The sequence below is a fragment of the Frateuria sp. genome (genome assembly GCF_035943815.1).
In the GTDB taxonomy this organism is placed as follows: domain Bacteria; phylum Pseudomonadota; class Gammaproteobacteria; order Xanthomonadales; family Rhodanobacteraceae; genus Frateuria_A.
The window spans coordinates 216,263-228,273 of sequence record NZ_DASZBU010000019.1 but is presented as its reverse complement, the minus strand read 5'-3'; the positions used below and the strand labels follow the sequence as shown (position 1 = coordinate 228,273).

11 protein-coding genes are annotated in these 12,011 nt (G+C 69.1%); 2 read left to right on the top strand and 9 right to left on the bottom strand.

Translation table 11 applies throughout. The features are described from left to right. Positions 1 to 49 precede the first annotated feature (49 nt). On the top strand, positions 50 to 2,599 hold the full coding sequence (locus tag VGU65_RS14830; RefSeq protein WP_327476986.1) for a PAS domain S-box protein: 2,550 nt from the start codon (positions 50 to 52) through the stop codon (positions 2,597 to 2,599). A gap of 6 nt (positions 2,600 to 2,605) precedes the next feature. On the opposite strand, the gene VGU65_RS14825 is transcribed toward VGU65_RS14830, so the two are convergent. The 4 genes from VGU65_RS14825 to VGU65_RS14810 form a co-directional block, all read right to left on the bottom strand. Further along, positions 2,606 to 3,106 carry a pyridoxamine 5'-phosphate oxidase family protein gene (locus VGU65_RS14825; RefSeq protein WP_327476984.1) on the bottom strand — a complete coding sequence of 167 codons (501 nt, stop codon included), beginning with the start codon at positions 3,104 to 3,106 and terminating at the stop codon, positions 2,606 to 2,608. A gap of 319 nt (positions 3,107 to 3,425) precedes the next feature. Beyond that, positions 3,426 to 4,700 carry a kynureninase gene (kynU, locus tag VGU65_RS14820; RefSeq protein WP_327476982.1) on the bottom strand — a complete coding sequence of 425 codons (1,275 nt, stop codon included), beginning with the start codon at positions 4,698 to 4,700 and terminating at the stop codon, positions 3,426 to 3,428. Between the two features lie 12 nt (positions 4,701 to 4,712). Next, the gene (locus VGU65_RS14815) at positions 4,713 to 5,225 is read right to left on the bottom strand and encodes a hypothetical protein (RefSeq protein WP_327476980.1); all 513 of its coding nucleotides are present in this window, start codon (positions 5,223 to 5,225) and stop codon (positions 4,713 to 4,715) included. Further along, positions 5,222 to 6,256: an amidohydrolase family protein gene (locus VGU65_RS14810; RefSeq protein ID WP_327476978.1), complete on the bottom strand. Its 1,035-nt coding sequence runs from the start codon at positions 6,254 to 6,256 to the stop codon at positions 5,222 to 5,224. Before VGU65_RS14810 ends, VGU65_RS14815 begins: the two co-directional genes overlap by 4 nt. Positions 6,257 to 6,338: 82 nt before the next feature. On the opposite strand from VGU65_RS14810, the gene VGU65_RS14805 reads away from it, so the two are divergent. Continuing rightward, complete coding sequence (locus VGU65_RS14805) at positions 6,339 to 6,812, top strand: ECF-type sigma factor (protein ID WP_327476977.1); 474 nt, start codon at positions 6,339 to 6,341, stop codon at positions 6,810 to 6,812. Here VGU65_RS14805 and VGU65_RS14800 read toward each other — a convergent pair. From VGU65_RS14800 to VGU65_RS14780, 5 genes are all read right to left on the bottom strand, one after another. Continuing rightward, positions 6,695 to 8,791 carry an FUSC family protein gene (locus tag VGU65_RS14800; RefSeq protein ID WP_327476975.1) on the bottom strand — a complete coding sequence of 699 codons (2,097 nt, stop codon included), beginning with the start codon at positions 8,789 to 8,791 and terminating at the stop codon, positions 6,695 to 6,697. The genes VGU65_RS14805 and VGU65_RS14800 overlap by 118 nt on opposite strands. Positions 8,792 to 9,041: 250 nt before the next feature. Further along, positions 9,042 to 9,605 carry an elongation factor P-like protein EfpL gene (efpL, locus tag VGU65_RS14795; RefSeq protein ID WP_327476973.1) on the bottom strand — a complete coding sequence of 188 codons (564 nt, stop codon included), beginning with the start codon at positions 9,603 to 9,605 and terminating at the stop codon, positions 9,042 to 9,044. Positions 9,606 to 9,704: 99 nt separating this feature from the next. Next, positions 9,705 to 10,472, bottom strand: coding sequence for an SDR family NAD(P)-dependent oxidoreductase (locus tag VGU65_RS14790; protein ID WP_327476971.1), 768 nt, complete (start codon positions 10,470 to 10,472; stop codon positions 9,705 to 9,707). Positions 10,473 to 10,576: 104 nt separating this feature from the next. Next, complete coding sequence (gene lpxH / locus VGU65_RS14785; protein WP_327476969.1) at positions 10,577 to 11,302, bottom strand: UDP-2,3-diacylglucosamine diphosphatase; 726 nt, start codon at positions 11,300 to 11,302, stop codon at positions 10,577 to 10,579. Beyond that, positions 11,302 to 12,003, bottom strand: coding sequence for a peptidylprolyl isomerase (locus VGU65_RS14780; protein ID WP_327476967.1), 702 nt, complete (start codon positions 12,001 to 12,003; stop codon positions 11,302 to 11,304). Before VGU65_RS14780 ends, lpxH begins: the two co-directional genes overlap by 1 nt. Positions 12,004 to 12,011: the final 8 nt, after the last annotated feature.

The window sequence follows — 12,011 nt, the reverse complement described above, 5'->3', positions numbered from 1 at the left end:
CGCATCGCAAGGCCCGGCGTGCCGCGCCCGATCAGCGGGGGTGGTGGCCATGATCGGGGCGGAAGGTTTGCCTGGCGGCCTGCCGAGAACCCTGCTTGCGACCGAGCAGGCGGCGATCATGGAACAACTGGCCGAAGGGGTGATCCTGACCGATACGGCCGGGCGCATCACCTACGTGAACGACGCGGCGGCGCGCCTGTACGGCGTGCGACAGCCCGGCGTAGGGCCGCAGGACTACGCCGGCGCCTATCAGTTGCTGACCGAGGATGGGCGCCCTTATCCGTCGCATCAGCTGCCGCTGACGCGCGCGGTGCGGGACGGCGAGGTCGTCTCCGATGCGCGCTGGCGGATCCGTCGCGCCGACGGCTCCGAGATCATCGCCCAGGGCTCCGCGCGCCCGATCCGTGACAACCACGGCAAGCAGCTCGGTGCCGTGCTCGCGATGCACGACGAAACCGCGCGTGTGCAGGCGGAACGCGCGCTGCGCGAGGAAACCCAGGCGCTGGAGACGCTCAACCGCGTCGGTGCGACGGTGGCCAGCGAATTGGAGCTGGAGCGCATCGTGCAGACGGTCACCGATGCCGGCGTTGCGCTGATCGGCGCCAGCATGGGTGCGTTCTTCTACAACGCCACCAACGAAGCGGGTGAGAGCATGCTGCTCTACACCCTTTCCGGCATCGACAGACACGCGTTCGACCGCTACCCGATGCCACGGACCAGCCTGTTGTTCCGTCCCACGCTCGCCGGCGAGAGCCTGGTGCGCAGCGACGATGTCCTGCGCGACCCGCGCTATGGCAAGAGCCCGCCCTACCACGGCTTGCCGCCGGATCATCCGCCCGTGCGCAGCTACCTTGCCGTACCGGTGGTTTCGCGCTCGGGTCGCGTCCTGGGCGGGCTCTTCTTCGGCCATCCCGAGCCCGGAAGGTTCCTGCCGCGGCACGAACAGTTGATGGCGGGCATCGCGGCGCACGCGGCGATCGCGATCGACAACGCCAACCTGTACGCAGTGGCGCAGCGCGAGGTCGAGGAGCGTCGGGCCGCCGAGGAGCGCCTGCGCGAGCTCAACGAGACGCTGGAGCAGCGCGTCGAGACACGTACGCGCGAGCGCGACCGTGCCTGGAAACACTCGCGCGACCTGCAGGCGGTGCTCGATGAACGCGGCCGCTTCCTGCAGGTCAACGACGCCTGGTGCGCGATGCTCGGCTGGCAGCCGGCGGACGTGGTTGGGCACCACGCCTACGAGTTCATCCACGCGGACGACCGTCCCGCGGGCGAACGCGCATTCTTCACCCATCTGGCCAGGGGGCCCGCGTTCGAGAACCGCATGCGGCACAAGGACGGCAGCTTCCGTTGCATCTCCTGGGTCGTCAGCCAGGACGAGGACACAATCTATGCGAGTGGTCGCGACGTCAGTGAGCAGAAGGAACAGGCTCGCGCGCTGGCGCAGGCCGAGGCGGCGCTGCGACAGAGCCAGAAGATGGAAGCAGTCGGCCACCTGACCGGCGGCATCGCGCACGACTTCAACAATATGCTGGCGGTGGTGATCGGCTCACTGGACATGCTCAGGCGCCGGCTGCCCGAAGGCGGCCCCGAACGGCGCCACGCCGGGAACGCCATGGAGGCCGCCGATCGCGCCGCTACGCTGACCCAGCGGCTGCTGGCCTTCGCCCGCCAGCAGCCGCTCAGTCCCAAGCCGGTGGATGCCAACGCGCTGGTTGCGGGCATGTACGAGCTGCTGCGCCACGCGATCGGCGCCGACATCCGGCTGGACGTCCTGCTTGCGGACGAGCTTTGGCCGACGCTGGCCGACGCCAATCAGCTGGAGAACGCGATCCTCAATCTCGCGGTGAACGCTCGCGATGCGATGCCGGGTGGCGGCCGGCTGACCATCGAGACGGCTAACGTCACGCTCGACAAGCGCTATGCGGCGGGCCATGCGGACGTGGAACCGGGCGACTATGTGTCCATCACGGTGACCGATGCCGGCGTGGGGATGCCGCCGGAGGTCGCCAGGCGTGCGTTCGATCCGTTCTTCACCACCAAGCAGACAGGGCAGGGTACCGGCCTGGGCCTGAGCCAGGTCTATGGCTTCGTGAAACAGTCCGGCGGCCACGTGGCGATCTATTCGGAGCCCGGACACGGCACCAGCGTCAAGGTCTACCTGCCGCGGATGACCGGCGAGGCGGCTGAGCAGGAGACCGGTGTTTCGGCGGCGCCATTGCCGGCAGGGCGGCAGGAACTCGTCCTGCTGGTGGACGATGAACCGGCGGTGCGGCAGATCAATGCAGAGGCCCTGCGCGAGCTGGGCTATCGCGTGCTGGAAGCCGATGGCGCCGTGGGCGCGCTGGACATGCTGGACGCCCATCCGGATGTCGCGCTGCTGCTCACCGACGTGGTCATGCCGGACATCGACGGACGCCGGCTCGCGGCGGAGGCGCGTCGCCGCCGCCCGGGCCTGAAGGTGTTGTTCACTACCGGATACTCGCCCGCGGCCGTGCAGCACAACGGCAAGCTGGACGCGGATGCGCCGCTGCTGGGCAAGCCGTACACGCTCGACGAGCTCGGCCGCAAGTTGCGGCAGGTGCTGGAAGGCGCCTGAGCGGCGTCAGCCGTGCAAGTGCCCCTGGTGGCCCAGGTCGCGCGGCTGCTCGCTCCACATGCCCCGCGCGAAATCCAGCGCGCGCTCGACGAAACTGTCCGCCGATTCCCAGTACATCGCGTCGCGCACGCGTACGCGCAGCACGGTCAGGTTGGGGTCGTCCTTGCCGGAGAAGAACACGTTCTGTGCGGGCGACCACAGCTCCCCGATCAACGCCTGGTCGCGGTTGATGCGCGCTCGTCCGCGCACGGAAACATAGCACTTATCGTCCTGGTTGGCGTAGGCGAGGTTCACGTCCAGGTCTTCGGTGAGCTGGCCCACCTTGGCGCTGTCGGCCGCGGTGAAGAACACCAGGTCGCCCTCGGCGGTCAGCTTCAGCGTCTGCAGTGGACGGCTGACCAGCGAGCCATCCGCGGCCTGAGTGGTAAGCATCGCCACCTCGATCCCATCGATCAGTTCGCCGAGCTTGCGCAGGTCGGCATCGTCGTGCGGAGCGTCGTTCCTCATGGTTGCGTTCTCCAGTGCCAGGGCTTTCGAAGATGGCGCGCAGGCCTTCAAGACCGCATGAAATATGCAGGAACCCTCGCGCGCGCCAACCGTTCTCCTGCAGGGCGGAGGCATGCATGAATGTCGACAAATTCAATCCAGACCATGCCGCCCTGCTGGCATCGGTGGAGACCATGCGCGAGCTGGTTCAGGCCAGGGCGGCATCGAATTTCGCTACGGCGCCAACGCCGTGTCCAAGCTCTGCACCAACCCATCCGGTGCGAAGGCCGCGGAACTGCAATCGCTCGCCGTGCGCGTCTGAGCGAGCGAAGACGGACGCTCAGGGGTTGGCCCAGCGTCGCACCGCTTCGGCGAAGGCCAGGCAATCGGCATGGCGGTTGTAGAGCGGCGCGGGCGAGATGCGGATGACGTCCGGCTCGCGCCAGTCGCCGATCACCCCATGCGCCATGAGGTATTCGAACAGCGCACGCCCGCGGGTGCGGCCGCCGAGCACGCGGATCGACAGTTGCGCCCCACGGCGCGTCGGATCGGCCGGGGTGACGATCTCCAGTACGTCGGCCAATTGCGTATGCACCAGCCACTCCAGATAGCCGGTCAGCTGCAGCGACTTCGCGCGCAGCCGCGTCATGCCGGCGCGGCGGAATACCTCCAGCGACACCCGCAGCGGCGCCAGCGCCAGGATCGGCGGGTTGGACAGCTGCCAGCCGTCCGCGCCGGGCGTGGGCGCGAATTGCGGCCCCATCTGGAAACGGGTGGTCTTGTCGTGGCCCCACCAGCCGGCGAACCGCGGCAGCGCCGCGCGCGCGTGGCGCTCGTGCACGAATGCGCCGCCCACCGCGCCGGGACCCGAGTTCAGGTACTTGTAGCTGCACCAGATGGCGAAATCCGCCTCGCTGTCATGCAGCTCGAGCGGCAGGTTGCCGACCGCATGAGCCAGGTCGAAACCGACCTGACACCCCTGCGCATGCGCCAGGCCGGTGATCGATTTGAGATCGAACGCCTGGCCGGTGCGGTACTGCACGCCCGGCAACATCACCAGCGCGGTGCGCGCGCCGTGTTCGGCCAGCGCGCGCTCGAACGCGGCTTGGGAAATCGTGCCGTTGGGCTCGTCCGCCTCCAGCTCGATCAGCGCCGTGGCCGGGTCGTAGCCGTGGAAGCGGATCTGCGATTCGACCGCGTAGCGGTCGGTGGGAAAGGCGCCGGCCTCGATCAGGATCGCATGGCGCCCAGGCGTGGGACGGTAGAAGCTGACCATCATCAGATGCAGGTTCACGCCCAGCGTATTCATGGCCACCACTTCGGAGGGCAGCGCGCCGACCACGTTGGCCAGGTCGTCGCGCACGAACTCGTGGTAGTCCATCCACGGCAGGCGGCCCTTGAAATGTCCCTCGACCGCCAGCTCGCCCCAGTAGTCCAGCTCCGCACCGACCGCCGCGCGCACCGCGCGAGGCTGCAGGCCCAGCGAGTTGCCGCAGAAATAGTGCGCGTCGCGGCCTTCGTGCGGGGGGATCAGGAATTCGTCGCGGAACGGGCGCAACGGATCGGCGTCATCCGCGGCGGCGGCCCATGCCGCGGTAGCCTGGTAGGTGGTCACGGGGCTGGACCTTTAGCGGGCCAGGCTGGCGGCGACGGTATCGCAACCCTTGTCGAAGCCTGCGGCCCAGGCGGCGCCGGCTTCGCTGCGTGCCGGCCGTGCGCATCGCAGTTGGATCGCATGGTTGTTCGCGAACCAGTAGCGCTCGCTGTAGCGGTACGGCGTGCCGTTCTCGCTCGCGGTATAGGCGTAGCTATTGGGGCCGTAGGGGTTGCCGGCGGCCTGGTAGCCGGTCAGCGACTTGGCCCGCTGGGTGGCGCTGGCCACGTACCGCTCGAATGCGGCCAGGTCGCTGACCTGCTTCACCGTGACGGTGACGCGGGCCAGGCTGCTGGCGGCGGTAGGCGAGGGATCGGGAACCTGGAACACGCGCACTTCCGGGTCTCCCTGGGTCTCCATGATGCTGACCCAGCTATCGGGTGTGCTGAACCCCACGCTGCCGCCGGCCATGCTGACCTCGGTGGCATACGCGGTACCGGCCAGCAGCAGGGCGGCGGCTAGGATGAGGCTGCGGGTGAGGCTCATGGACGCTCCGTAATGGGTGCCGGGTGGATGAAACGATGCAGGGGCAGGCCCAGCCATTCCAGAGCGGTGCCGTGGAACAGCCGTGCGCGGTCGTCCTCGGGAAGGCCCAGTGCCTCGATGCCGCTGCCGGGCTCCTGCTCGCCCAGCGGGAAAGGATAGTCGGTGCCCAGCATGACGCGATCGACGCCGGTCACATCCAGGAGATATCGCAGCGCCCGCTCGTCGTGCACGCAGGAGTCGAAATAGAGCCGGCGCAGGTACTCGCGCGGGTTGCGCGGGTTGTCGGTGGCGACCAGGTCCGGCCGCATGCGGAAGCCGTGCTCGATGCGGCCGATCGACCAGGGGAAGCTGCCGCCGCCGTGGGCCAGCATGATGCGCAGCTTCGGCAGCCGTTCCAGCACGCCGCCAAAGGCCAGGCAGCAGCCCGCGCGCGACTGCTCGGCCGGCATGCCGACGAGCCAGGGCATCCAGTACTTGGGCATGGTGTCGGCGCCCATCATGTCCCACGGGTGCACGAGGATCGCCGCGCCCAGGTCCGCCGCCGCCTCGAAGAAGGGAAACAGCTCCGGCGCGTCCAGGTTCCAGTCGTTGCAGTGCGAGCCGATCTGCACCCCCTGCAGGCCCAGCTCGTCGATGCAGCGCTCCAGCTCGCGGATGGCCAGTTCGGGCGACTGCAACGGCACGGTGCCGATGCCCGCGTAATGGCGCGGGTGGTCGTGGCACATCTGCGCCATGTGGTCGTTGAGGTGCCGGTGCAGCTCCAGCGCCTGGTAGCCGGGTGCCCAATAGGAAAACAGCACGGGCACGGTGGAGACGACCTGCACCCCGACCCCGAAGCGGGCGTAGTCGTCGATGCGGGTGCGCGGATCGAAGGCCGAGTCCCAGACTTCGCGGAAGAACTTGCCGTCCTTGTAGATGCGATGCCGGCCGTCGGTGTGCGTCATCACCGGGAAGCGGTCGTTGCCGTATTTGGCCGCGAGATTGGGCCAGTCGCGGGGCAGGACGTGCGCATGGGTGTCGATCTTGAGCATGCGGACGAGTTTAACAGGGCACCCCGGATAGCCACGTAGTGCGCAATCCGTGGCTCGTTTCGGTGGGCTCCGCGGGGGGGCTATGACCTATTTTTCGGGGCGGCCGTTCGGCCAAGGGACCTGCTTCGTGAACAACAGTGTCGACGTGACGCAGCTGCTGCATTGGGCGCAGGCAGGCGATGCCGCCGCGCTGGAGGAGGCGTTGCGCCAGATGTACGCGGCGCTGCACCGGCTGGCCGGCGCGCAGCTGCGCCGCAATACCAGCGAGCGCACGCTGAGCGCCACCGCGCTGGTCAACGAGGCCTATATCAAGGTGCTCGGCGGCAACGGAGCGCCGCAGTGGGAAAGCCGTGGCCACTGCTGGGCGTGGCCGCGCGGGCGATGCGCAAGGTGCGAACCGCGAATCGCTCGCGACACGCATGCACCGATAAGGGGGCATTACGGATGCACGTGCCGTCCGGGCGATTGCGCGGCCGGCTCCTGCGGGCAGCGGCCGACCACGTGGGCGAGCGTGTTGATGTTGTCGGCCAGGCGGTCGGTGAGGCGGGCGACCTGATCGGCGCCAGCCGCGTCCTCGGACATCGCCAGCAAGGTGCCGAGGCTGCGCTGGAGCATGCGCAGGTCCGGCAAGCCGGAGGCCGCGCGCTGTTCGCGCAGCGCGCCGGCGATGCCGTGCAGCGCCGTGGCGGCGTGGTCGACGAAGGCGCTCACCTCGGTCTGTTCCGGCAGGCTCGAGCGGTTCTGCAACAGCGCCTCCAGCGCCATGGCCGTGCGCGCCAGGCGGTTGCCGTTGGAAAACAGCGCCTGGGCCAGGTCGAGCAGGGCGGTGGGGGTCGCCGGTTCGGCGCGCATGCGTTCGATCGACGCCAGCGCATTGGTACGGGCGGTGCGCGCGGCGGTGCGGGTTTCGCGATAGTTCGAGCGCCGCTGCGGGCGCCCGAGCGCACGCAGATAATCGGCGTAGGCGTCGATCATGTCCGCCAGCGCGGCGCGTGCGCGGCCACGCTCCCAGGTGGGCCACAGCACGTAGGCGAGCAGCGCCAGGCCGCTGCCCAGGGCGGTGTTGATGACGCGGTCGAGGACGGCCACACCCGGATCGACGCCCTCGAAGGAAAGCAGCACCACCACGGTGCCGGTCAGCGCCGCCACCGCGATGCCGTAGTGCGCGGTGGCCAGGTAACGGAAAGCCATGCACAGCACGCCCATCAGGGCCAGGTGCGCCCAGGGCTGGTCGGGAATCACGCGCAGCAATGCAGTAGTCAACAGCAGGCCGAGCACGGTGCCGACCACGCGCAGCAGGCCGAAGTTGAACGTGGCGGCGAAGTCCGGCCGCAGCACGATGGCAACGGTCATCGGCACCCAATAGCCGTGCGGGAGCTTGAGCAGGCGCGAGAGCGCCAATGCCAGGCTCAACGTGACGGCCGAGCGCACGGCGTGGCGGAAAGCCACCGAATGCGGCGAGAGGTTGGCCAGCAGCACCGCCCGCGTCGAGTTCTGCCGCAGCGAGGCGGGCAGGCGCAGGTCGGCCGCTTCCGCGCGCTGCTCGCCGCGGCTGCCGGCCCAGTTGGCGTTGCGCACGGCCGCGGCGAGCTGGCCGGCCAGGGCATGGATGTGCAGCGCACCCTGCGCGTCGTTGTCCACGGCATGGCGTTCGATCGCCTGCAGGGCGTGCAAGGCGCGTTCGGCCGCGTGCGGCGTGGTGCCCTCCTGAAGTGCGTCGGCGATGTGGTCGAGCACCCGCGCGACGCGGGCGCGGAAGCGCAGCGTCGGCGCATTCGAGGGCGTGCCGCCCGCCAGCGTGGTGAGCTCCAGGCGGATGCGTTCGGCCAGTTCGAGCAGCACGCCGAAGGCCTCCATGGCGCGGCCGCGGGCGTGGTAGCGGCCCAGCAGGGTCTGCTGCAGGATGGTCATGGCGCCGCTCAGGGCGGGCTCGTCGGCTTCGTCCTGGGCACGCTGCCGCGCGAGCGAGGCCAGTCCGCGGTAGACCGTAGCGAGTGCCTGCCGTTCGGGCCGGTAGCGCTGCAACGGCCAGGCGGCGACGGAGAACAGCATCATCAGCAGGCCGCCGGCGAAGATAAGCGCCGCACCGGCCGCCGCCGGCGCCAGCGACGTGGGCGAGGCGGCAGTGACCACCAGCAGGATCATGCTGGTCATGCCTACGCGCGCGAGGTCGGTACCGAACACCACCAGCAAGCCGCCGCCGAAACCGACCAGTGCGCTCGCCAGCAGCATCGACGGCAGGTGCCCGCCGATCAGGAAACCGGCGAGCGCGGCCAGTCCCGCGGCAAGCGAGGCGAGCAGCAATTGCACGACGCGCTGGCGGTAAGGGCCCGGCTGGTCGGAGAACATCGTGTCCAGCGCACCGGCTGCCACGCCCAGGCCCACCGCAGTGTGCCCGCAGGCCATGCCGATTCCCAACGGCGCCACCACGGCCAGCGTGTTGCGCACCACTACCCGCAGGGGAACGTCCGGGCGCTTGGTCCGGGTAAGGCTCTCCAGCACGTTGGCGCGTAGCGAGTAGACGCTGGCGGACATGGCCGAATCGCAGGGGGTGGGAAGCCCGTGATTCTGCCTGAGGCTAGTTGAACCGCCGCCTAGGGGACCTGCAGCGCCCGGTCGCCTTTATGTGGAGGAGGCGGACGCTGCGGCGCTCTTTGGGTTGATGCGGAGCATGTGCGTGGGACCTACCGCGGGCCTGGCCAAGAGCGCCTTGCACCGTTCCCCGCGTTCGCGGAGAAAGGTGCTCGAGCCACCGGGATGAAGGCTTGCGGGAAGCCTTCATCCGTCAGGCACGCCCGGCGAATTCGCCCGTCAGCGTGTTGACCCACACCTTCTCGTCGTTGGTGATGTATTCGGGCACCTGGATTTCCACACCGGTGTTGAGCCGGGCCGGCTTGGTGCGCTTGGTGGCGCTGGCGCCCTTGAGCTCCGGCGCGGTGTCCACGACCGTGAGCACCACGCTGGTGGGAACCTGCAGGCCGACCGGAGCGTCGTCGATCAACTGCACGTAGTAGCCCTCGGTGTCCTCCACGATGTAGCCGGCGTTGTCGCCGACCAGCTCGGGGCCGAGCAGGTACTGGGCGTAGTCCTCGGCATCCATGAACACGAACGCCTCGCCGTCCATGTAGGAGAAGTTGGCCGCGCGGCGGACCAGGTCCATCTCCTTCAGGTCGTCGTCGGCGCGCAGGCTCAGGTCGAACTTGCGCCCGCCGGGGATCGAATACATGGTGAAGCGGAAGGTCACGTTGCCGCCGCGCGCGGTCGGCGCACTGCGTTCGATGTCGCGCACCTGATAGACGGTGCCGTCGTGCTCGACCACGTTGCCTTTCTTGACGTCGGAAGCTTTCATGGGTCTGGACCGGGATGGTGATTGGAGGCTGGGCTTCGGAGGAGGAGCGCGGGATGCGGGCTCTTGCGAGCCTCGAATCCCGCGCATCGGGATCCCGGCTTACTTCGGTTGCAGGCGCACCGCGCCATCCAGGCGGATGGTCTCGCCATTGATGTAGCGGTTGCCCAGGATGAAGGCGACGGTGCGCGCGAACTCCTCCGGCTTGCCCAACCGCGAGGGGAACGGGATCGAGGCGCCCAGCGATTCCTGCACCTGCGGCGGCATGCCGTCGACCATCGGCGTCCAGAAGATGCCAGGCGCGATGGTCGCCACGCGTATGCCGAAGCGGGCCAGCTCGCGCGCCATCGGCAGCGTCATACCCACCACGCCGCCCTTGGACGCCGAGTAGGCCGCCTGGCCGATCTGGCCCTCGTAGGCGGCCACCGAGGCGGTGTTGACGATCACGCCGCGCTCGCCGTCCTCGCCCGGCTCGTTGGACTGCATCAGCGACGCGCCGGCCTTGGCCACGTTGAAGCTGCCGACCAGGTTGACCATCACCGTGCCGGCGAAGTTGGACAGCGCCATCGGGCCTTCCTTGCCCAGCACGCGGCCGGAGCCCAGGATGCCCGCGCAGTTCATCACCACGTTGAGCCCGCCCATCGCCTCGCGCGCGGCGGCGACGTTGGCGGCCACGCCTTCCTCCGAGGTCACGTCGGTGCGGTAGAAGCGGGCGGCCTGGCCCAGCGCCTGCGCGGCGGCCTGTCCTTTCTCTTCGTTGACGTCGAACAGCGCCACCTTCGCGCCGTGTGCGACGAGGTGCTGTGCCACCGCGTGGCCGAGACCGGAGGCGCCGCCGGTGATGACGGCCTTGACCTGATCGAGCTGCATGGGGAGGTCCTTGGGATGCGGAAAACGGCAATGGTAGCCGAGCTCGCGCTTTTGCTTCCTCTCGGGGAGAAGGGCCAGCGTGGAGACTCGGGCGATCCGGCGGGCTAGGGCGAGAGGCCACGCAAGGTGGCGCCGTCCGCGTCCACGCGCAACACCGACCCCTGCTCGTACCAGTCACCCAGTACGATGCGCTGGACCTCATGCCCATCGAGCGAAAAGTCGTGGATCGCCGGCCGGTGCGTGTGGCCGTGGATCAGCCGCGTGACGCCCGCCCCGCGCATCGCCTGTGCGACCGCGTCGGCGTTGACGTCCATGATCGATTCCATGGTTTTGCCGGTGTGCGCGCGGCTATCGGCGCGGGCCTTGGCGGCGAAGGCGCGGCGCGCCTCCAGCGGCATGGCCAGGATGTTGGCCTTCCATTGGGGCGTGCGTACCTGGCGTCGTACGGCCTGGTAGGCGACGTCGTCGGTGCACAGCGTGTCGCCGTGCATCAGTAGGGTGGAACGGCCATACAGGTCATGGACGGTGCCGTCTTCCAGCAAGCTGAGGCCGGCGCGCTCGGCGTAATCCTGGCCGAGCAGGAAGTCGCGGTTGCCGGACATGAAATACACCGGTACGCCGGACTCGCGTACGGCGCGCGTGGCGCGGGCGATGCGTGCGGGCAGCTGCGCGTCGTCGTCGTCGCCGATCCAGGCCTCGACCAGGTCGCCCAGGATGTACAGCGCATCGGCCCGGCGCACTTCGTCGCCGGCGAGGTAACGCTCGAACAGGTCGGTGATGTGCGGGCGGCTGTCGTCCAGGTGCAGGTCGGCGATGAACAGGCGGGCCATCAACCGCCCTTCCTGCCGGCCGGCCTGGCGGGCTTGGCCGCGCTGGCGGCCTTGGCGGGCGCCTTGGCGCTGGCAGTGGAGGCGGGAGCTTCCTCACCGACCACGCTTGCGCTCAGGATCACCGGCAGCGGGTCGGGTACGTCGGCGGCGAACGGTCCCTGGCCGCGGGTCGGCAGGGCGGCGATCTTGTCGACCACGTCCATGCCCTGCACCACCTTGCCGAACACCGCATAGCCCCAGGTGAGCCCGCTCTGGTTGCCGGCGTAGTCGAGCCGGCGGTTGTCGACCAGGTTGATGAAGAACTGCGCGGTGCCCGAATTGGGGTCGGCGCCGCGCGCCACCGCCACGGTGCCGCGCAGGTTGGAGAGGCCGTTGTCGGCCTCGCTGGCGATGGCCGGGTGCGTGCGCCGCGGCTGCAGGTCGCGCGTGTACAGGCCGCCCTGCACGAGATAGCCGGGAATGGCGCGGTGGAACACGGTGCCGTCGTAGAAACCCTCGTGCACGTATTGCAGGAAGTTGGCCACGCTCTTGGGCGCCTTGTCCGGATACAGCTCCAGCGTGATGTCGCCGACGCTGGTGTGCAGCAGCACCTTCGGGCCCGGCGCCGGCGGCGCCTGGGTGACGGCCGGTGCAGGCACCGCCGTCTGGGCGGACAGGCCCAGCGGCACGAGGAGCAGGAGAGCCAGCAGGAGTCGATGCATGCGTTCGG

Bases quoted from the DNA above. Each gene is read 5' to 3' on its own strand.
- VGU65_RS14830 (WP_327476986.1), top strand. From the start codon at position 50: ATGATCGGGGCGGAAGGTTTGCCTGGCGGCCTGCCGAGAACCCTGCTT.
- VGU65_RS14825 (WP_327476984.1), bottom strand. From the start codon at position 3,106: ATGAGGAACGACGCTCCGCACGACGATGCCGACCTGCGCAAGCTCGGC.
- VGU65_RS14815 (WP_327476980.1), bottom strand. From the start codon at position 5,225: ATGAGCCTCACCCGCAGCCTCATCCTAGCCGCCGCCCTGCTGCTGGCC.
- VGU65_RS14810 (WP_327476978.1), bottom strand. From the start codon at position 6,256: ATGCTCAAGATCGACACCCATGCGCACGTCCTGCCCCGCGACTGGCCC.
- VGU65_RS14805 (WP_327476977.1), top strand. From the start codon at position 6,339: ATGACCTATTTTTCGGGGCGGCCGTTCGGCCAAGGGACCTGCTTCGTG.
- VGU65_RS14800 (WP_327476975.1), bottom strand. From the start codon at position 8,791: ATGTCCGCCAGCGTCTACTCGCTACGCGCCAACGTGCTGGAGAGCCTT.
- efpL (WP_327476973.1), bottom strand. From the start codon at position 9,605: ATGAAAGCTTCCGACGTCAAGAAAGGCAACGTGGTCGAGCACGACGGC.
- VGU65_RS14790 (WP_327476971.1), bottom strand. From the start codon at position 10,472: ATGCAGCTCGATCAGGTCAAGGCCGTCATCACCGGCGGCGCCTCCGGT.
- lpxH (WP_327476969.1), bottom strand. From the start codon at position 11,302: ATGGCCCGCCTGTTCATCGCCGACCTGCACCTGGACGACAGCCGCCCG.
- VGU65_RS14780 (WP_327476967.1), bottom strand. From the start codon at position 12,003: ATGCATCGACTCCTGCTGGCTCTCCTGCTCCTCGTGCCGCTGGGCCTG.